This is a genomic window from Streptosporangium sp. CA-115845 (genome assembly GCF_050943795.1).
Taxonomy (GTDB): Bacteria; Actinomycetota; Actinomycetes; order Streptosporangiales; family Streptosporangiaceae; genus Streptosporangium.
The window spans coordinates 9081494-9100114 of sequence record NZ_CP191988.1 but is presented as its reverse complement, the minus strand read 5'-3'; the positions used below and the strand labels follow the sequence as shown (position 1 = coordinate 9100114).

The 18621-nt window shown below is 69.5% G+C and carries 18 protein-coding genes; 5 read left to right on the top strand and 13 right to left on the bottom strand.

All coding sequences use genetic code 11. The features are described from left to right. Positions 1-43: 43 nt before the first annotated feature. The 4 genes from ACQP0P_RS43215 to ACQP0P_RS43200 all read right to left on the bottom strand — a co-directional run bounded on the left by ACQP0P_RS43215 (position 44) and on the right by ACQP0P_RS43200 (position 5624). A complete protein-coding gene (locus tag ACQP0P_RS43215; RefSeq protein WP_433367632.1) occupies positions 44-2527 on the bottom strand; it encodes an ATP-binding cassette domain-containing protein in 2484 nt (827 codons plus the stop codon). 71 nt (positions 2528-2598) lie between these two features. Further along, positions 2599-3768, bottom strand: coding sequence for a substrate-binding domain-containing protein (locus tag ACQP0P_RS43210; RefSeq protein WP_433367629.1), 1170 nt, complete (start codon positions 3766-3768; stop codon positions 2599-2601). A gap of 25 nt (positions 3769-3793) precedes the next feature. Next, the gene (locus tag ACQP0P_RS43205) at positions 3794-4840 is read right to left on the bottom strand and encodes an ABC transporter permease (RefSeq protein WP_433367626.1); all 1047 of its coding nucleotides are present in this window, start codon (positions 4838-4840) and stop codon (positions 3794-3796) included. A 28-nt stretch (positions 4841-4868) separates the two neighbouring features. After that, positions 4869-5624 (bottom strand): SDR family NAD(P)-dependent oxidoreductase, encoded by a 756-nt coding sequence (locus ACQP0P_RS43200; RefSeq protein WP_433367623.1) that lies wholly within the window; start codon positions 5622-5624, stop codon positions 4869-4871. A 153-nt stretch (positions 5625-5777) separates the two neighbouring features. On the opposite strand from ACQP0P_RS43200, the gene ACQP0P_RS43195 reads away from it, so the two are divergent. The 4 genes from ACQP0P_RS43195 to ACQP0P_RS43180 all read left to right on the top strand — a co-directional run bounded on the left by ACQP0P_RS43195 (position 5778) and on the right by ACQP0P_RS43180 (position 10224). Next, on the top strand, positions 5778-6641 hold the full coding sequence (locus ACQP0P_RS43195; RefSeq protein ID WP_433367620.1) for a carbon-nitrogen hydrolase family protein: 864 nt from the start codon (positions 5778-5780) through the stop codon (positions 6639-6641). Between the two features lie 18 nt (positions 6642-6659). Further along, positions 6660-7634, top strand: a complete 975-nt coding sequence (locus ACQP0P_RS43190) for a cyclase family protein (protein WP_433367617.1) — start codon at positions 6660-6662, stop codon at positions 7632-7634. Between the two features lie 50 nt (positions 7635-7684). Further along, positions 7685-9379, top strand: a complete 1695-nt coding sequence (locus tag ACQP0P_RS43185; protein WP_433367615.1) for a dihydroxy-acid dehydratase — start codon at positions 7685-7687, stop codon at positions 9377-9379. Positions 9380-9504: 125 nt separating this feature from the next. Next, positions 9505-10224 carry a GntR family transcriptional regulator gene (locus ACQP0P_RS43180; protein ID WP_433367612.1) on the top strand — a complete coding sequence of 240 codons (720 nt, stop codon included), beginning with the start codon at positions 9505-9507 and terminating at the stop codon, positions 10222-10224. 16 nt (positions 10225-10240) lie between these two features. Here the strand turns inward: ACQP0P_RS43180 and ACQP0P_RS43175 are convergent, their stop codons facing one another. The 6 genes from ACQP0P_RS43175 to ACQP0P_RS43150 form a co-directional block, all read right to left on the bottom strand. Next, positions 10241-10615 carry a VOC family protein gene (locus tag ACQP0P_RS43175; protein ID WP_433367609.1) on the bottom strand — a complete coding sequence of 125 codons (375 nt, stop codon included), beginning with the start codon at positions 10613-10615 and terminating at the stop codon, positions 10241-10243. An 80-nt stretch (positions 10616-10695) separates the two neighbouring features. Next, positions 10696-11658 carry a sigma-70 family RNA polymerase sigma factor gene (locus tag ACQP0P_RS43170; RefSeq protein WP_433367607.1) on the bottom strand — a complete coding sequence of 321 codons (963 nt, stop codon included), beginning with the start codon at positions 11656-11658 and terminating at the stop codon, positions 10696-10698. 108 nt (positions 11659-11766) lie between these two features. Beyond that, the gene (locus ACQP0P_RS43165) at positions 11767-12984 is read right to left on the bottom strand and encodes an aminopeptidase (RefSeq protein ID WP_433367604.1); all 1218 of its coding nucleotides are present in this window, start codon (positions 12982-12984) and stop codon (positions 11767-11769) included. Beyond that, on the bottom strand, positions 12965-14122 hold the full coding sequence (locus ACQP0P_RS43160; RefSeq protein ID WP_433367601.1) for an MFS transporter: 1158 nt from the start codon (positions 14120-14122) through the stop codon (positions 12965-12967). The genes ACQP0P_RS43165 and ACQP0P_RS43160 overlap by 20 nt, the downstream gene beginning before the upstream one ends. Beyond that, positions 14119-14643 carry an ArsR/SmtB family transcription factor gene (locus ACQP0P_RS43155; protein WP_433367598.1) on the bottom strand — a complete coding sequence of 175 codons (525 nt, stop codon included), beginning with the start codon at positions 14641-14643 and terminating at the stop codon, positions 14119-14121. Before ACQP0P_RS43155 ends, ACQP0P_RS43160 begins: the two co-directional genes overlap by 4 nt. A 156-nt stretch (positions 14644-14799) precedes the next feature. After that, complete coding sequence (locus ACQP0P_RS43150; protein ID WP_433367595.1) at positions 14800-15060, bottom strand: hypothetical protein; 261 nt, start codon at positions 15058-15060, stop codon at positions 14800-14802. A gap of 473 nt (positions 15061-15533) precedes the next feature. Here ACQP0P_RS43150 and ACQP0P_RS43145 point away from each other — a divergent pair, with 473 nt between their 5' ends. Next, on the top strand, positions 15534-16391 hold the full coding sequence (locus tag ACQP0P_RS43145) for a hypothetical protein (protein ID WP_433367593.1): 858 nt from the start codon (positions 15534-15536) through the stop codon (positions 16389-16391). A gap of 58 nt (positions 16392-16449) precedes the next feature. Here ACQP0P_RS43145 and ACQP0P_RS43140 read toward each other — a convergent pair whose 3' ends face one another. From ACQP0P_RS43140 to ACQP0P_RS43130, 3 genes are all read right to left on the bottom strand, one after another. After that, positions 16450-17328: a hypothetical protein gene (locus ACQP0P_RS43140; protein ID WP_433367590.1), complete on the bottom strand. Its 879-nt coding sequence runs from the start codon at positions 17326-17328 to the stop codon at positions 16450-16452. 556 nt (positions 17329-17884) lie between these two features. Further along, positions 17885-18397 (bottom strand): reverse transcriptase domain-containing protein, encoded by a 513-nt coding sequence (locus ACQP0P_RS43135; protein WP_433367587.1) that lies wholly within the window; start codon positions 18395-18397, stop codon positions 17885-17887. Positions 18398-18408: 11 nt separating this feature from the next. Continuing rightward, on the bottom strand, positions 18409-18561 hold the full coding sequence (locus ACQP0P_RS43130; RefSeq protein ID WP_433367585.1) for a hypothetical protein: 153 nt from the start codon (positions 18559-18561) through the stop codon (positions 18409-18411). Positions 18562-18621: the final 60 nt, after the last annotated feature.

Genomic DNA, 18621 nt, shown 5'->3' with positions numbered 1-18621 from the left:
GCATCCGAAGTACCAGTCATGATCACCTCCGTCCCTTCGACGCCTAGGCTCGTGCGGTACGGGCCTGCGAGTACACGGCTGTCGCCGCCAGGGCCATCAGGCCGAGCATCCAGTACTGCCACGACTGGGAGAGGCCGAGGAAGACCGTGGCGTTCTGGATGACCTGCAGCAGGATGACGCCGAACAGGACGCCGACGAAGCTGCCCCGGCCGCCGAAGATCGAGGCACCGCCGAGCACGACCGCGGTGATGCTGGCCATCGTGTAGCTGACGCCGGCGGTCGGGTCGCCCACGCCGATCTGGGCCATCAGCAGCAGGGCGCCGACCACGGTGAACAGCGCGCTGGCCAGGTAGACCACGAGGTGGACGCGGGCCACCGGGATTCCGCGCTTGCGCGCCGCCTCCTCGGACGAGCCGGCCCCGCGCAGCCGGAGCCCCATCATGGAGCGCCTGGACATCACCTCAAGCGCGACCAGGACGGCGGCACCGACGATCACCGCGTACGGGATGGGGCCGACGCGCGCACCGAGCGCCTCGGTGATGACCGTGGAGATCGAGCCTCCGGGCGAGTCCCGCATGACCAGGGAGAGTCCCTGGAGCGCGGTGTAGGTCACCAGTGTCGCGACCACCGGTGTCACCCGGGCGAATCTCACCAGCATGCCGTTGGTCAGTCCCACACCGGTCGCGGCGAGGATCATCAGGACGAAGCCGAGGATCCACCATCCGGAGCCGTACCCGTCGAGCACGTAGAACGACGCGATGACCACGAGGGTCCCGCTCAGCGGGCCGACCGACAGGTCGATACCTCCGGTGAGCATGACGATGAGCTGGCCCGCGGCGAGGAATAGCACGGGGGCCAGCAGCCCCAGCATGCTGGCGATGTTGAACTCGGACAGGAAGCGGTCGCTCCGGGTCGCGCTCACCGCGGCCAGCAGCACGATCGCGACGGCGAGGAACGCGCTGGGCGCCTGCTCGCTGGAGAGCAGCTTGCGGAACCGGCCGGTGCCTCGTACCCGCCCGGTGGCCTCGGCACTCTGCGCCGAGGTCGCGGCGGTGAGGGACGCCTCGGTGATGGCGTGCTCGGAGATCTGGTCCCCGGTCAGCTCGCGGACGACCTCACCCCGGGAGAAGACCAGCACCCGGTCGCAGAGCCCGGCGAGCTCGACGTTGTCGGAGCTGAGCACCACCACCGGTGTCCCGGAGTCGGCGGTGGAGCGGAGCCGGTGGTAGATGTCGGAGCGGACACCGACGTCGATGCCCTGGGTGGGCTCGTCGCAGAGCAGCACCTTGGGCGCGGAGAGCAGCGACCGGCCGAGCACCACCTTCTGCTGGTTGCCGCCGGACAGGTGGTCGACCGCGGAGTCGGGTGAGGCCACCTTGATGCCGAGTTTCTTGATCTCCTCGGCCACGATCGCGTTCTCCGCCGAGCCGCGTACCACTCCGGCGACCGCGGTCCTGCCGGTGGCGGCGACGCCCAGGTTCTCCTTGACCGACAGTACGGTGGCGACGCCCTCGACGTGCCGTTCCTGGGGCATGAGCACCACCCCGGACCGCCGGGTCCGGCGGGGGCTGCCGAGTTCGACGGCCTGGCCGTCGACGGTGACGGTGCCGCCGGTGACCGGATCGGCACCGCCCAGCGCGCGGATGAACTCGCGCTGCCCGTTGCCCTCCACCCCGGCGAGGCCGAGGACCTCGTTGCGGGCCAGCGTGGTGGTGATCCCGCGGAGCCGGTCCGAGCGCAGGTCACGGACCTTCATCACGACGTCGCCGACCGAGAAGGGGCGCGGCGGGAACAGCGCGTCGATCTCCCGTCCCGCGATGCGGGTGACGATCTCCTCCTCGGTCACCTCCGAGGCCAGGAAGGTGCCGCGGACCTGCCCGTCGCGCAGCACGGTGAGACGGTCGGACAGGGCCATCACGTCGGGCAGCCGGTGGCTGATGTAGACCACCGCCATCCCGTCCGCGGCGAGCTTCCTGACCTGCTCGAACAGCCTCTCGATCTCGGCCACCATGAACGGCTCGGTGGGCTCGTCGAGGATCAGGACGCCGGGCTCGCAGGCGAGGGCTCCGCAGATCTCGACGGCCTGCTTCTCGGCGAGGGTCAACCGGCCGGCCGCGGCGGCCGGGTCGATGTCCATCCCCATGGGCAGCAGTTTTTCCCTGACCCAGTCCTGGGCGTCGCCGAAGGAGGGGCGGAGCCGTTTCGGCACGCTCAGCAGGAGGTTCTCGGTGACCGTGAGGTCGGGGAGAAGTGCCGGATGCTGGAAGGCGATGGCCAGGCCCTGCTCCCTGGCGGCGATCGGCGACGACTGCCGCATCGGCGAGCCCGAGATCTCGACGGTGCCCGCGTCGGGTGCCAGCGCACCGGAGGCCACCGCCATGAGCGTGGACTTTCCGGCGCCGTTCCCGCCGACCAGGGCGTGTACCTCACCCGGGTGCGCCTGAAAATCGACCCCGTCGAGCGCGACGACGCCGGGGAACCGTTTGGTCACCCCACGGAGAACCAGTCCAGCGGTCGATTCGACCATACGAAGGATCACTCCTTACTCGGGCTCAATGTGTTCCGCCGGGCGCGTGCCCGGCGGAAGACAACGAGTGATCAGCTGTAGGCCTGCTTGAGCTGCTCCGGCGTGAGCTCGGAGGACAGGATCGCGCTGGCGGGAAGGTCGGGGTCACACTTGGGGGCCTTCGACTCGTCGAGCGTGTTCTCGAAGATCGGGATGTTGATGATCTCGGGCTCGTCGTTCTTGATTCCCTGGTGCGCGGCGACGGCCTTGCGCAGCGCGAGACGGATGATCCAGGTACGCGAGGACACGGTCACGGTCTGGAAGTTCGGCTGCTTCTTGGAGTTGTCCTTCCAGGCGCAGGCGAAGCCGTTGAGGTCGTTGGCGGTCCACAGCGGCAGCGGCCGGCCGGCCTGCAGGAAGGCGCGGATGCCACCGAGGGAGGCGTCACCGGAGTCGGTGATCACGCCGTCGATGGTCGGGTACTTGGTGAGCAGCCCGGACACGACCTTCTGCATCTGGGCCGGGTTCCAGTTGGTGTCGATCGGCTTGCCTGGGTCGTTCAGCAGCTTGACGTTCGCGCAGGCGGCGTTCTCCTTGAGCTCCTTCTCGATGCCGACCATCTCGGTGATGCTCTGGGTGTTGCCCGGCGTGCCGCCGAGGAAGACCACGTTGCCGCCCTTGTCGCCAAGGGTCTCGCACATCCAGCGGGTCCAGGTCACGCCGTCGTTGACCGTGTTGTGGCCGACGAACGTCGTGTAGTCCGTGCCCGGCTTGCCTCCGGGGTTCGCCGTCCACGGCACCACCTGCACGCCCGCCTTGTAGGCCTCGCGCAGGGTGGGCAGCAGCGCCTCGCCGGCGTCGGGGAAGACCACCAGGGCCTCCACCCCCTGGGCGACCAGGGCCTTGACGTCGCTGATCGCCTTCTGCGGGTTGTTCTGGCCGTCGGCGTACGGCAGCACGGTGATGTTGGGACACTTGCTCGCCTCGTCCTCGAACTCGGCGCGAGCCGTCTTGCGGAAGGCGTTGTCACCGGTGCCGTCGGCCAGGGCGACCTTCACCGGCTTGGTGCCGCAGAAGTCGGCCATGGGGCGGAGCTGGGAGACGTCTCCGGTTCGGGCCACGTCGCTGTAGACGGCCTCGACACCGCCGCCGGCGGCGGCCGGTTCACCGGGGCCACCGGCGCAGCCCGCGGCGCCGAGGGCGGCGAGGGCCAGGACGGCGACAGACTGACGAGTCCGCAGGCGGGTTTTGCTGAGGGACATTGCGATCTCCTGTTGGGGGAGGCCTCTAGGGCGAGGACAGCGTGGAAGCGGGTTTGAGGGAGCGACTTCGCAGCCGCGCTCGTACGGAACTCCAGGGCACCCCGCGGGCCACCACGCTGAGCGCGAGCACACCGGCCTGGACCAGGAGCTGGGTGGCGGTGGAGGCGCCGGCGGCGAGGACCACCTGGTTCAGCTGGGTGAGGAACAGCGCGGCGACGGCGGTGGCGGCCAGGTTGGTGATGCCGCCGGACAGCAGGCTGCCGCCGAGGACGACGGCCGCGATGGTGGGGAGCAGGTAGGTGTTGCCGAGCATGATGTCCGGGGTGCGCAGGTAGCCGGCGAGCAGGACTCCGGCCAGCGAGTAGCAGATACCGGCCACCACGTAGGCGCCCACCTCGTAGGAGCCGGTGGGCAGGCCGAGCAGCCGCGCCGCGGGCCGTCCCGCGCCGACCGCGATGAAGCGCCGGCCGGGCACCGTGTGCCGGATGCCCCAGTGCGCGAGGCCGACCACCACGACCGCGATCAGCAGCAGGTTGGGGATACCCGCCACCGAGCCGACCGCGAACGCGCTCAGCGCGGGACTGGCCGACGCGGGGAAACCGCTGGAGACCTGCAGCACCACGCCGATGAGGATCGAGTTCACCGCCAGCGAGGCGACGAACGCCGCGATGGATAGCCGGACCACGGCGATGCCGATGACCAGTCCGCCCAGCGCGCCCGCGATCAGCCCGAGCGCGACGGCCGCCCAGACCGGGACGCCCGACACCGCGGGCAGTTTGGTGGCCAGCACCGCGGCCAGCGCCATTCCACCGGGCACCGACAGGTCGATGCCGCCGTGCGAGACGACGAGGGTCTGGCCGAGCGCGGCGATCGCCATCACCGCCGCGAACGGGAGCATCGACAGCACGGCGGATCCGGAGAGGCTGCCGGGTGAGATCAGCGGGCTGACGGCGAAGAGCAGCAGCGTGATCAGCCAGATCGAGGAGAACCGGCCGCCCCGGAGGCGGCGCAGGTCGAGCAGCCCGCCAGGACCGGCGCGCTTCGCCGGAGGCGAGGTCGTGTGCCGAGACATTTCCGAGTCCCTTCCTGGAAATCCGTGCTCAGATGGCGGTGTAGCCGCCGTCGACGGCCACGTCCGCGCCGGTCATGAAGCCGGCGGCGGAGCTCAGCAGGAAGGTGACCACCTTGGCCACCTCGTGCGGATCCGCCAGGCGCGCGATCGGATGGCCGGCGATGAGGCTCTGCCGGGCGGCTTCGGGATCGGGCTGGGACCGCAGGTAGGTGGCCAGCTGCTCGGTGGCCACCGAGCCGGGGCTGACCACGTTGCAGCGGATCCCCGAGGCGGCGTAGTCCACGGCGATCTGGCGGGAAAGCTGCAGCACCGCCCCCTTGGAGGCGCAGTACGCGGGCTGGTTGGGCAGGCCGACCGTCCCGGAGATCGAGGAGAGGTTGACGATCGCCCCGGGGGTCCGCTGGGCGAGCATCGCGGTCACCACGTGCTTGCACAGCAGGAAGGTCCCGGTCGCGTTGATGGTCATGACCCGGTTCCAGTCGTCGAGGGTGGTGTCGACCAGCGGTTTCGCCACGATCGTGGCGGCGCAGTTCACCAGCCCGTCGATCCGGCCCCACCGGTCGACGGCGATCCGTACCGCACCGGCGACCGCCTCCTCGTCGGTGACGTCCAGCCCGTGTGCCACGGCGTCGGCACCGTCGGCGCGGAGTTCGGCCGCGAGCCGCTCAACAAGATCGACACGCTGATCGGTGAGCAGGACGGACACGCCGGCTGCCGCGCATTCGCGCGCCGTCGCGGCACCGATCCCGCCTCCGGCACCACTGAGGATCACTACTTCCGGCACGACTCAGTCCCTCTCAAGCACAATGTCCGATTTGGTCGGCCAGACTGACATGCAGCACGCTGCATGTCAATGGCGAAAGCTGCATTGACGTGCAACATGTTGCATGCCACTCTGGGGCATATTCAACTCACGGCGGACCCAAGGGGTGGCACTTTGCCCGGCGCAGATACCGAAACCGGCATCCGGATCGGGGTGGCTCAGATCGGCGTCGACCGAACCGATGTGGCGGCGAACGTCGATCGGGTCGTCGACACCCTGCGAGAGGCCGCCGCGACCGGGCAGCGACTGGTGGTCTTCCCGGAATGCGTGCTCACCGGGTACCTGTTCGACTCCCGGGCCGAGACGCACGCCGCCGCGATCAGCGCGGGGGACCCGAGGATCGGCCGCGTCGTGGACGCCTGCCGTGAGTACTCCACCCACACGGTGGTGGGCCTGCTGGAGGAGGCGGACGGACGCGTCCACAACACCGCCCTGGTGCTCGGACCCACCGGGATCATCGGCAGGTACCGCAAGCAGCACCTGCCCTACCTGGGCGCGGACCGGTTCGTCGACCCGGGCGTCGACGCGGCGCCCCGGGTGGTCGACACCCCCTTCGGCCGGGTCGGCGTGATGATCTGCTTCGACCTGCGGTTCCCCGAGTCCGCCCGCGAGCTCGCGCTGCAGGGCGCCGACATCATCGCGATGCCCACCAACTGGCCGGAGGGAGCGGACATCCTCGCCGACCACATGGTCCGGGTACGCGCCCTGGAGAACCTGGTCTATCTCGCGATCTCGGACCGCGCCGATTCCGAGTCCGGAACCCGCTTCATCGGCAGGAGCCAGATCATCGCCCCCTCCGGGACGGTGCTGGTGGACGCGGGGGAGAAGGAAGGGCTGTTCGGGGCGGCGATCGACATCCGGGAGTCCCGGACGAAGAGGCTGATCATCAGGCCGGGCGAGTTCGAGCTCCCGGTGTTCTCCGGGCGACGCCCCGAGATGTACGGCGAGATCACCCGCCCGGTGACCCCGGGCCGGTAACAGAAAGGCGGACACCACATGTGCGGGCCGGCACTCATCAGCGAGGAGACCAGGAACAGGATCGCGGCGTACTGCGCCACGTTCCGAGAGGTCACCCGTAGCCCATTCGGTCCCGACGACGAGATCGGCATGCTGAACCTGCTCACCCCCGAGGCCTCACGCGAGGTGCTGCGGCGGGCGGACGGCGGCAGCGTCATCGACCTGTCGGTCGACTACTTCGTCGGGATGCCCTCGTGGACGAAGGCCGGCGACCCCGGTTTCCAGCAGTGGATGACGCACACGCCCGCCGGTACCGTCCTGGACGACATCACCGGAATGGGCCGCGCGCAGAACGAGCTGGTCTCCTACTCGGGTGACGCCATCTCGATGTACACGCACTGCGGAACCCACATCGACACGTTGAACCACTTCGGCTACAACGGCCAGATCTGGAACGGGTTCTCCGCCGAGGACCACATCACCTCCCGGCACTGGACCAAGTGCGGTGCCGACAAGATCCCGCCCATCATCGCCCGCGGAGTCCTGTTCGACATCGCCGCGCTGCACGATGTCGACGTGCTCCCGGACAACCACGGGATCGGCGCGGACGACCTGCGCGAGGCGATGCGCCGCCAGAACGTCGAGTTCCGGCCGGGTGACGTGGCGCTGGTGCGTACCGGCCGGATGCGCGCCTGGCCGAAGATCGACGCCTACATCGACAACAGCCCCGGCCTGAACCTGGAGGGGGCGCGGTTCCTCGCCCGGCTCGGCGCCTCGGTCATCGGCGGCGACACCCTCGCCCTGGAGCAGATGCCCGCCGCGGACGAGGAGAACTGGCAGGTCGTGCACACCTACCTCCTGGGGGAGGCGGGCATCCCCATCATGGAGGTGGTCGACTGCGAGCAGATCTCGGCCGAGGGACTCTACGAGTTCGCCTTCGTGGCCGCCGCCCTGAAACTGCGCGGAGCGACCGGCGCCCCGATGCGCCCGCTGGCCATGCCGCTGCGTCCCTGACGCGGCCCCATTCTCCCCTGATCGGATTGACCCCCGGAGGCCTTACCACCATGCCTGCCAAACCCACTGAATCGGTCATCGACCGGAGTCGTACGTCCTACGGTGACGACGGTTTCAGCAAATACCTTCGGCGGGCCTTCCTGGCCTCCAGCGGGTACGACGACGAGGCGCTGGACCGGCCGATCGTCGGGATCGCGGTGACCGGCTCCGACTACAACACCTGTCACCGCGACATGCCCGCCCTGCTCGCGGCGGTCAGGCGCGGGGTCCTGGAGGCCGGTGGCCTTCCGATGGAGTTCCCCACCATCTCGCTCGGGGAGATCCTGACCTCCCCGACGACGATGCTGTTCCGCAACCTGCTCGCGATGGACACCGAGGAGATGATCCGCGCCCTCCCGATGGACGCCGCGGTGCTGCTCGGCGGGTGTGACAAGACCGTGCCGGCCCAGCTGATGGCCGCCGCCTCGTCGGACAAGCCGGTACTGCTTGAGGTCGTCGGACCGATGATGACCGGCAGCTGGCGGGGTGAGCGGCTCGGCGCCTGCACCGACTGCCGGCGCTTCTGGGGCAGGCACCGGGGCGGGGAGCTCGACGAGGCCGAGATCACCGACGTGCGCAAGGAGCTCGTGACGACCGCCGGCACCTGTGCGGTGATGGGAACCGCCTCCACCATGGCCTGCGTCACCGAGACCCTCGGCATGATGCTGCCGGGCGGCGCGACGCCCCCGGCCTCCACCGGCGCCCGGCTCAGGCACGGCGCCGAGACCGGCCGCCGCGCCGTGGAGCTCGCCCGGTCGGGCGGTCCGACCCCCAAGGAGATCCTGACCCCCGCGGCGTTCCGCAACGCCATCCGGGTGCTCTCGGCGATGAGCGGTTCGACGAACGCGCTGATCCACCTGACCGCCGTGGCGCGAAGGGCCGGGGTGGAGCTCAACCTCAGGGACTTCGACGTGATCGGCGCCGAGGTGCCGTTCCTGGTCGACTGCAAGCCCGCGGGCTCGGGGTACCTGGAGGACTTCCACCGTTCCGGAGGGCTTCCCGCGCTGCTGAAGGTCCTCGAACCGCTGCTCGAACCGGAGACCGTCGGGGTCTCGGGGAACACCCTGGGATCGCTGCTCGCCGAGACCCCCGCATGGGAGGACTGGCAGACCACGATCCGCCCGCTGGAGGACCCGCTGGGACCCGCGGGGAGTCTGGCGGCGCTGCACGGCACGCTGGCCCCGGGCGGCGCGGTCATCAAGACCGCCGCCGCGAGTCCCCACCTGATGAACCACACCGGCCCCGCGCTGGTCGTCGACTCGGCGGAGGAGGCGGCCCGGATCCTGGACGACCCGGATCTGGACGTCACCCCGGACCACGTGCTGGTACTGCGCAACGCGGGCCCGATCGCCGCGGGCATGCCCGAGGCCGGTGCCCTGCCCATCCCGGCCAAGCTGGCCCGCGCCGGGATCCGGGACATGGTGCGGGTCTCCGACGCGCGGATGAGCGGCACCTCCTACGGCACCGTGGTGCTGCACTGCGACCCGGAGGCCGCCGCCGGAGGACCGATCGCGCTCGTCCGCAACGGCGACCTCATCAGGCTGGACGTCGCGGCGCGACGGCTCGATCTGCTGGTGGACGAGGACGAGCTGGAGCGGCGACGCGCGGACTTCGTCCCGCCCGAGCTGCCCGAGCGCGGCTGGCGGCGCCTGTACGCGCAGACGGTGCTCCCGGCCGCCGAGGGTGCAGATCTTTCGTTCCTCTGATCCAGCGGAGCAGTAGTGCTGCATGTTGCATGCTGCACTACTGTGCGCGTGGTACCGTTCTTGCCCAACAGCGGTGTCTGATCAGTCAATCGGGCGCCGGACCGATCCCCCCGGGAGTTTGTCGGATGGAACAGATTGCGGTGGACCAGGCATCGCTGACGGCCCGGACCTTCGAGGTGGTTCGCCGTGCCATCATCACCGGCGAACTGGCTCCCGGGACGCTGCACTCCGTGGTGGGGATAGCGGCCCAGCTCGGCGTGTCCAGGACTCCGGTCAGGGAGGCCCTGCTCCAGCTGGCCACGCACGGAGTCGTCAGGTTCGAGCGCAGCCGCGGGGTCCGGATCCTCCAGATGACCACGCGTGACATCGAGGAGATCTACTCGCTCCGCTTCCTGCTGGAGGTCCCCTCGGTGTACCGCGCGGCGACCATGATGAACGACGGCCGGCTGGCGATGGTCTCCGAGGCCCTGGAGAAGATGGGCAAGGCGGGCGAGGCCGGGGACGAACGTCTCTTCCAGGAGGAGGACGTGAAGTTTCACCAGCTCATCCTGGAATCGGCGGGCAACGAACGGGTGACCCAGTGCGTCGCGATGACGCGCGCCCAGATGTCCGCCCGGGGCCTGTCCACGACCAAGACGCGGACGCTCTCCGACATCTGGCGGGTCCACGAGCGCATCCTCGACAACATCCGGGCCCGCGACAGCCAGGGCGCCGCGCAGGCCATGTACGACCACCTGCTGGAGACCACCCGCCTGCTGCTGACCCAGTCGACCGGCGACCCGCAGGCCGGCGCCGGCTTCGAACCCCCGACCCTCCCCACCTTCCCGCACCAGGACCGTACGTAGCGCGTCGTCGCCTGAGTTATCCGGCGCTTTCCTGGAGGGGCTGGGTCAGGTTGACCATGTTTCCGTCAGGGTCGTGGATGTGGGCCACGCGTTCTCCCCAGGGCATGTCGGTCGACGGACCGAGCACCCGTCCGCCGGCCGCTCCGGCCTGCTCCAGCAAGCCGTCGACGTCGTCGACCCGCACGCTCAGCAGGATCCGCTGCGGGGCGGACAGGTCGGTCGCCGCCTCGTTGACCAGTCCGAGTTCCGAGTCACCCAGCTTCAGGTTCACGAAGAAGGTGGGCCCGTCGCCGGGGAAGCGGATCACCTCCACCGCGCCGAGCAGGCGCTCGTAGAAGGCTTGCAGTCGATCCAGGTCGGGTGTGACGATGATGGGCTGGACAGTGGTCATGTCCGCTCCTCCGGTCTGCTGTGATGAGCCGTCCACGGTGATACGCGGTGGCGTCACGAAACTCATCGGTGTCCGCAGGACTAAGCCGGAGCGCCGAAAAGCGGGATCAGCCGGTCGGCGTCCAGGTATGCGGTGATGCCGCTGATCAGGCCCTCGGACACGTCCAGGAGGAGCAGCGCGAAGGGCACGTGGACGCCGTCGGGACCTGGTCTGGTCTGCCAGAACGCCGGCGAGCCGTTCGCCGCGACCGGGACGAGACGCGCGCCCGCGCAGGACGCGTCCGGGTCCAGCAGCGCCTGCTCGATCCGGTCGCGGCCGCGAAGCCACCAGGTGAAGGGAGGCATCGACATCGTCGCGTCCTCGTGCAGCAGGGCGACGAGCGCGGTGATGTCGTGACGCTCGAACGCGCTGCAATAGCGGGCGAGCAGTTCGCGCTGGCCCGGGTCGGACGGCCGGAACGGCTCACCGGGCATGACGTCAACCGTCTTGAGCGTCGACCTTGCCCGCTGCAACGCGCTGGTCACCGACGCGACGGTGGTCTCCAGGAGGTTCGCGACCTCCTCGGCCTTCCAGGTCAGCACATCGCGCAGGATCAGCACCACCCGCTGCCGGGGCGGCAGGTGCTGCAACGCGGCGACGAACGCCAGCCGGATCGTCTCCCGCCGCACGGCCAGCTCTTCCGGATCGCCGTCCATCGGCAGCACGAGACCGTCCGGAACCGGCTGGATCCAGATCCGCTCCGACACCGGCGCACCGATGCTCGGTCCGCCGTCCGCGGCCCGGCTGAGATCCATGGCCAAGGCCCGGCGTTGCGTGCTGCGCAGCATGTCGAGACAGATGTTGGTGGCGATGCTGTAGAGCCAGGTACGCAGCGACGCCCGTTGCTCGTCGTAGCGGTCGAACGCCCGCCAGGCACGCAGCAGCGTTTCCTGCACCGCGTCTTCGGCCTCGAAGCCGGAGCCGAGCAACCGGTAGCAGTAACCGGTCAGTTCGGCCCGGAACGGCTCCAGCCGGGAACCTTCGCCGATCAGCGTCTCCGCCATCCCCTGACCATATGCGCCGTCACCGACACATCACGCGGGGGAGACCGAGGTACCGACGGCGATGTCCGTTGATCCCGCGCGGCGCGTGCCGTCCTACGCGGATTCGACTCAGACCTGCCACTCGTCGTCGCGGAGCAACTCGATCGCGCCGCCGTCATGCCCGATCCCCGTGACGGTGACGTCGGGGCCGCCCACCATGAAGTCGACGTGCACACCGGAGATGTTGACCCCGGCCGCCTCAAGCCCGGCGGCGTCCCGCTCGCGCAGGTGCTCGGGCACGCCCGGAGGCAGGCCGGCACCCCAGGCCAGATGGCAGGTGGCGTTCTCGTCCAGCAGGGTCTCGAGAAAGGTGAGGCCCGATCGCCCGACCGGCGACGAGCCGTCGACCAGGGCCAGCTCGCCCAGACGGGCCGCGCCCGCGTCGGTCGCCTGGTGGGTGCGGACCACGTCGGCGCCGGCGCTCGCCCTCACCTCCGTCACCACCCCACCGGTGAAGGTCAGCTCCAGGTCGCGGATGACGCTCCCGTTGAGCGCGAGTGGCCGCGTCGAACGGACGGTGCCCTCCACCCGGCGGTAGTCAGGCGTGGTGAACACCTCCTCCGTGGGGAGGTTGGCCTGGAAGCGGTGCCCCCGCACGGATTCGAGGCGCGCCGCGGTCCAGTGCGCGTCCGGGAGCAGGCCGATGGTCAGGTCGGTGCCCGGCCCCTCGAACCGGACGGCGTCGAGCCGCATCCCGTTCAGCACCTCCGCGCGGCCCAGCAGCTCGGTGATCCGCTGCTCCCAGGCGGCGCGGGGATCGGGCCGGTCCAGGCGCAGTATCGGGCGCAGGTGCTGCCAGAGGCGGGTCTCGTCCGGCTCCCCGAAGACCGCGCGCGCCCATTCCGCGGTCGGACAGGGGACTATCGCCCAGCGGACGAGGTTGCCGAGCTGCAGCCGCTGCCTCGACGTGAGGTACGGCATGCGGTCCAGGCCCGCCCGTACCTGGTCCTGCCCGGCGAGGAGATCCGGTGCCACGACGCCGCGGATGTTGAGCAGGATGCCGCAGTGGCGGGCCAGTTCCTCGTTGCGTGCGTCCAACCAGGCCGGAACCTCGCTCAGCGTGGCCGCGTCCGCGTGCTGGACCCGGGATCGTTTCGCGTAGGGGTCGAAATACCAGATGTCGGCATAGCGGGCACCCCGGGCGTAGGCCGCCTCGGCCAGGGCACGGGCGAGCGGGGCGTGCTCGATCTCGGCGTTGATCAGCACCCGGTCGCCGGCGACGACCGGTACGGCGACGTCGAAGACGACGTCGGCGTAGCCGGCCAGCTCAGTGGTGGGAATGGTCATGGCTGTCTCCTTGGGGTGAGGTCCTGCGGGCCTTGCGGGAGCGGGAGAGGAACAGCAGTGGCGCCAGGGCCGGCACGCAGCCCGCGACGGCGAAGCCGTAGGCCAGGCCGGACGACTGCACGATGGCGCCCAGCGCGAGCGCGGCCGTCATGAACCCGAGATCGAAGAACGCCGTCGTGGTGGCCACCGCCGAGCCGCGCCGCGCGGCGGGCAGACCGGCCACCGCCATCGTGAGGAACGCGGGAAGCCCCAGCGCCTGCCCGGCGCCGATCACCGCCGCGGCGGCCAGCGCCCCGGTCACGGACGGCCAGGCGACGAGCAGGGCCAGCCCGGCCGCGGTGACCAGCAGCGCCGCGGTCGCCGTCGCACGCGGGTCGATCCGGTTCGTCCATCGTTGGCCGCCGAGCCGCACGGCGAGCAGCACGCCGCCGTAGACGAGGAAGTGCGGGCCGCTGCCGCTTCCGCCCAGCGCGGCGACGTGCAGCGGGAGGAAGGCGCTGAAGGCGGTGTATCCCCACACCGACGCCCAGTACGCCAGCCCGGGACGCAGTCCCGCGCGATGCACGAGCGGCCCGGCCTTCCTCGGGCCGGTGGGATCGCCGGCGTCGGCCGGGCCCGCGGGCAGGAACAGGCAGGCCACGAAGGCCGCGAGGGCGACGGCTCCGGACAGCGCCCATACGGCCCGCAGGCCGGCGACGGAATGGCCGGCCTCGGCGAGCGCCGGTCCGGCGAGCAGGCCGGCGTTGACCGCGATGGAGAAGCGGTTGATCGCGGCACCCGGACGGTCGTGATCGCTGGCCGCGGCGGCCAGACCGACGTAGGCCAGGGCCTCCCCGGCTCCCGCGACGGCCCGGCAGGCCAGGAACAGCGGCAGCGAATCGGCCACGAGCACGGCGAAGGAGGTGATCGCCAGCAGCGCGGCGCCGGTGCAGGCCGCCGCCCTGCGGCCGCGCCGGTCGGCCAGCCGACCGGCCAGTGGGCGGAAGAGCACGGCGCACCCGGCCGTGATCGCCAAGCAGCCGCCGACCAGGCCAGGACCCTGCTCCAGCGGGCCGGTGACGTACTTGGGGATCGTGGGGATGAGCAGCCCGAGCGACAGGAAGCAGGCTCCCGCGCACGCCATCAGCAGGCGGGTCATCGCACATCGTCGAGTTCCAGCAGGATCGCGGTCATGCTCACCTTGACCCGGTCGCCGGAGCGGGGCGGCCCTGCCTTGTCGTGGGCCAGCGCGACCGCCTGCTCGACCAGCCCGACGATCTCCTCCCACACGGCGCGATCCAGCCATACCTCGGCGTCCATGGACATGCGCTGCAGCCTGGTCTGGGCGAGGCGCCGTGCCAGGTCGGTGGTGAGCGCCTCGTGCAGGAGCTGCCGGCCGTTCGCGCGATCTATCCGCGCGCCGCTGGAGGGGTCGTAACGGTAGAGCCGGCGGGGCCTGCCCTTGCCACCCGGTGACGGCCGCTCGTCCACCTGCTGCAGGAAGCCGGCCTCGGCCAGCTGGCGCAGGTGGTAGCTGGCCGAGGCGTGGGCGATGTCCAGCTCCTCCGCGACCTCGGTGGCCGACATGGACGCACCGGTGAGCAGCGACACGATGCGGATCCGGAGCGGGTTCGCCAGCGCACGCAGCGGCACCAGGCCGTCACCCTTTTCCCAAGACATGTTGGGATTATGGCATTTCCAACACCTCTTGGGAAAGGGGTGGCGGGCACCATCCTGGCGCCTCACCGAGTTCACGGTGCCGAGTGGTGGTGACAGGGGACCCCGCCGGCCCACCTCGCGAACGCGTTCTGGCCATGCTCGACGCCGCGCTCCGCTTCAAGCAAAATCTTGGGCCAACCGCACCGGCGGCCGGATTGTTTCGGACGGCGGAATCTGCGGCCGTGAACCACGTAACCGGTTGAAGCGCTGTGTACTCGTCGAGGACTTCGAATGGCGTCCGATGACCAACGGATGAATGAAGTCGGCCCCGGCTGTGGAAGCCCTCGATATCGCGGCTCGGTGGCCCTTCGCTCGACCGGCGAAAAGGTGCCGCTTCGGCCATTCGTTCTTCAACGCCGAAAAGAACGATTTGGCCATGGCGTTATTGTAAAATGTGCCGGTACGGCCAACGGGCCGCCGAATATTCCACCTCTTCGGTGCGGGGGCCGTCGAGGGCCATGCGCACTCCTGACTCGGCAGGCTTCTATAACCTTTGGCTACTGCAGCCCTAGCAAGTGATTTGTCCGGAATCTCTGGGGTGTCTCGGTTCTACCGTGGGTGCGTTCTCATGTCAACCCGCCTCGGTGCGCATTTTTGATGGCCTGCGCCATCAGGCTGACAGAGCCTCAATAAAGTCGCTGTGTTTTGATTATAAGTGAGCTGACAATGCTTTTATGTCTGATGGTAACTCCATGGCCCGTCGGCCCGAATTTTGCGTACCACAAAAACTGGTAGCGATATTGAAAGTCCGGTTGTGGCGGCACACACTCGATGTTGAGAAGGCCACCCCCCAGATTTTTGGAGCCACAATGAACCGAGCCGTAATCGGAATTCACGGGCGTAGAAAATCGATGCTCAGGCGCCTCGCATCCGCCGCCGTCGCGGTGCTCGCCGTGGCATTCCTCTGCGTGCCGCCCGCCGCCGCCCTCGCGCTGCCGACACCAAAGGATCTGACCGCCTTCCTCGACCTCGAATGCTTCAAGACCAACCCGTACCAGCCACCCGCCACCACGCTCACGCTGCGGCACATCAATCCCGTGCTCAGTACCCTGCCGATCGAGACCGTCACCCTCGGCCAGCGTGAGCAGCTGTGCGTGCCGGTCGCCAAGAACACCCAGACGCCGCCGTCGCCCGCGCTCGACTTCATCAAGTACATCGACCTGGCCTGCTACAAGATCTCCGGCACCACGGTGACCACGGGCCTGGTGCTCAGCCACCTCAACCCGCTGTTCCAGAGCCTGCCGCGCACGCAGATCTCCATGAACACCCCGCAGCAGTTGTGCGTGCCGGTCATCAAGAACAACGTGGCCCCACCCGCCGAGGTGCTGTCGCTCGTCCGCCACATCGACCTCAAGTGCTACGGCATCACCCCCAACAACCCGCTGAACCAGCAGGTGTCCCTGCGCCAGCTCAACCCCGTCCTGACCCCGATGATCCCCACGCACGGCGCGCAGATCCTCTACGCCCGCCAGCTGTGCGTCCCGGTGCAGAAGGCCGGTGACAACATCCCGGGTGAAGTGTTCAACATCGTCCGGTGGATCGACCTGGAGAAGTTCGACATCGTCACCCCGGCCCTGCCCACGGTCTCGCTGACCCTGCGGCACATCAACCCCGTCCTCGCCGGCCTCCCGGTCGAGCAGGCCACCCTCAGCGGCGCCAGCCAGCTGGCCCTGCCGGTCGCCAAGAACGGCAACCTCCCCCCGGGCTGATCCGCTGACCCGGAGCCCCTCCACCGGTGCCGGTGGAGGGGCCCATGGATGAGGACGCTCAACCCCGGCCGCTCAGAGCCGCCAGGTCCAGGACGTGGTAGCCGCCCGCCGTCTTCCAATGGAGGTACCTGGCATTGGAGATGCTCACCTTGTCCGTCTCCCGGCCTGGCAGGCGCACCGCGGTACGTGTCCGGGCGTCGAGAAGCCATCCGACCCCGCCCTCGCGCCACGCCGCGAAGCGTCCGTGCCGCGAGATGTCGACGTTCCTGGCACGCGGGTCCAGGCCGGCGACGGTGCCGTCGCCGTACTCCAGGCGATCCCGGTCCCTGCCCACCTGGGCGATGTACGAGGCCGGATCGGGAACGCCGCGCCTGGCCCCGTCCGGGCCGTAACGGGCCGGCGGCGAGCCGGTGAACTCCTCGGGATCCGACGAATCCGCCGCCACCACAGGGGACCTCGCGAGGAAGGTGTCACCCTCCCAGACGATGTCGTACAGTCCCCGCAGCCACAGCCGGGGAGTCCTGTCGCCGGGGCCCATGCGGTAGACGCCCACGTCTCCGGAGGCGTTGGTGACGCACCCGGAGAAGTAGAGCTCACCTCGATGGAACTGGAGGTCGATGGGATATCGCCAGGCGGTCCCGCAGTGCCCCCCGGGAACGCCCCAGGTGTTCATCACCTGCCGGGTCAGGCCGGTGCGCATGTCGGTGACCTCGAGAATCCACCCACCCGGCTCGCTGTTTCCGAGGAGCTTCACCACGCGCGTGCCGTGCGCCGCGGCGGCGGCGGTGTACGACTCCCTGTTCTTGCGTTGCAACAGCGTGCTGCGGCCGGTGACAGGGTCGAGGATGTCGACGTGGTCGAGGTACGGGAGGTACCGGGAGAACCTGCGGACGATGAGCCGCCCGTCGGGCAGGGCGCCGACGACGGAACGGGACATCGTGTCCCTGGAGGGGATCCACAGGATCCTGGCCCGAGGGTAGGCCCGTGCGAAAGGCGTTTCGGCCTTCCGAACGGGAGAGGGCACGGGTGGGGGTGTCTCCGACGGGCCGAGCCACGCCGGCGAAACATCTTCTTCGAAAGGGATGCTCGGAGCCTGTCCGTCGGGGGCCGACGGCGGTACGGCGGGCCCGCAGGCGCAGACTCCCATCAGCAGTACGGTCGCGATCATGCGGGGCCGGTGCTTCACCCGGGTCCGTACCGGGACGGGAGGTTCCCGATCGCGGCTCCGAAGGACACCGTCAGCGCCATCCGTGCCGTCGGCGCCGCGACCCGCCTGCGGTCCAGGGGCCACCGCGAACACCTCCGATCGCACTTCTCGAAGCACCACTGACAACTTAAACGATCGTCATCAGATGGATGAGAAGGTTTCTCCGGGTCTCCTTCGGACGCATGCCTTATCCGATGTGGGTTTGTGCGGTCGGCTCGGGGCGCGGTGTCGGTGTCGCCACCGGTCCGTTTCCCCGAGCCGCCGTCCCGAACCCGCCGTGCGCCTTTCAACGCAACGGGCTCTCCACGTGTCGTGCCCGGTGGTCAGCTTGTCGCCGCCGGTTCGATGGTCCACTGCCCTGCCCGGCGTGTCTGCGCTTGGTGCGCCGGTAGCCGGTGCCCATCAGGGTGAGCCACCGGGTGTGGAAGTGCTCATCCAGTGCCGTCAGGGCGATGCTGGCCAGCAGCGGGGACAAGATCCCGCCCTGGGGAGCGCCGGTGAGGCTGTCTTTGAACAGGCCGTGGTGCATCACCCCGGCCTTGAGGAACGCCTTCACCAGCGCCAGGACGCGCTCGTCGGAGATCCTGGAGCGGATCTGCTCCAGCAACACGGTGTGATCGATCTGATCGAAGCACGCCTCGATGTCGGCCTCCAGCACGACGTGATAACCACGCCGGGCCAGGTAGACGATCTCCTCGATGGCGTCCTGGGTGCGCCGGTTGGGCCGAAACCCGTAGGAGACCGGCAGAAAGCCGGCCTCGAAGATGGGTTCCAGCACCGCCTTGAGCGCGGCCTGCACGACACGATCCTTCACCGTCGGGTGCCCAGATCACGCAGCTTCCCGTTGGCTTTGGGGATCTGCGTCCGCCGCACCGGCGACAGACGATAGGTACGGGCCTTCAACTCGTCCCTGAGCTGCATCAAGAACGGCTGCACTCCCAGCCGGGCTTCGATCGCGGCCACGGTCGGCCCGTCGATCCCGGCCGCGGAGTACTACGGCGGCTCCGTCCCGTCCGCGCTCTT

Excerpts from the sequence above, each read along its gene's own strand:
- ACQP0P_RS43210 (WP_433367629.1), bottom strand. The coding sequence starts at position 3,768 with ATGTCCCTCAGCAAAACCCGCCTGCGGACTCGTCAGTCTGTCGCCGTC.
- ACQP0P_RS43215 (WP_433367632.1), bottom strand. The coding sequence starts at position 2,527 with ATGGTCGAATCGACCGCTGGACTGGTTCTCCGTGGGGTGACCAAACGG.
- ACQP0P_RS43180 (WP_433367612.1), top strand. The coding sequence starts at position 9,505 with ATGGAACAGATTGCGGTGGACCAGGCATCGCTGACGGCCCGGACCTTC.
- ACQP0P_RS43165 (WP_433367604.1), bottom strand. The coding sequence starts at position 12,984 with ATGACCATTCCCACCACTGAGCTGGCCGGCTACGCCGACGTCGTCTTC.
- ACQP0P_RS43170 (WP_433367607.1), bottom strand. The coding sequence starts at position 11,658 with ATGGCGGAGACGCTGATCGGCGAAGGTTCCCGGCTGGAGCCGTTCCGG.
- ACQP0P_RS43175 (WP_433367609.1), bottom strand. The coding sequence starts at position 10,615 with ATGACCACTGTCCAGCCCATCATCGTCACACCCGACCTGGATCGACTG.
- ACQP0P_RS43140 (WP_433367590.1), bottom strand. The coding sequence starts at position 17,328 with ATGTCCCGTTCCGTCGTCGGCGCCCTGCCCGACGGGCGGCTCATCGTC.
- ACQP0P_RS43160 (WP_433367601.1), bottom strand. The coding sequence starts at position 14,122 with ATGACCCGCCTGCTGATGGCGTGCGCGGGAGCCTGCTTCCTGTCGCTC.
- ACQP0P_RS43185 (WP_433367615.1), top strand. The coding sequence starts at position 7,685 with ATGCCTGCCAAACCCACTGAATCGGTCATCGACCGGAGTCGTACGTCC.
- ACQP0P_RS43205 (WP_433367626.1), bottom strand. The coding sequence starts at position 4,840 with ATGTCTCGGCACACGACCTCGCCTCCGGCGAAGCGCGCCGGTCCTGGC.
- ACQP0P_RS43145 (WP_433367593.1), top strand. The coding sequence starts at position 15,534 with ATGCTCAGGCGCCTCGCATCCGCCGCCGTCGCGGTGCTCGCCGTGGCA.
- ACQP0P_RS43155 (WP_433367598.1), bottom strand. The coding sequence starts at position 14,643 with ATGTCTTGGGAAAAGGGTGACGGCCTGGTGCCGCTGCGTGCGCTGGCG.
- ACQP0P_RS43190 (WP_433367617.1), top strand. The coding sequence starts at position 6,660 with ATGTGCGGGCCGGCACTCATCAGCGAGGAGACCAGGAACAGGATCGCG.
- ACQP0P_RS43150 (WP_433367595.1), bottom strand. The coding sequence starts at position 15,060 with ATGGCCAAATCGTTCTTTTCGGCGTTGAAGAACGAATGGCCGAAGCGG.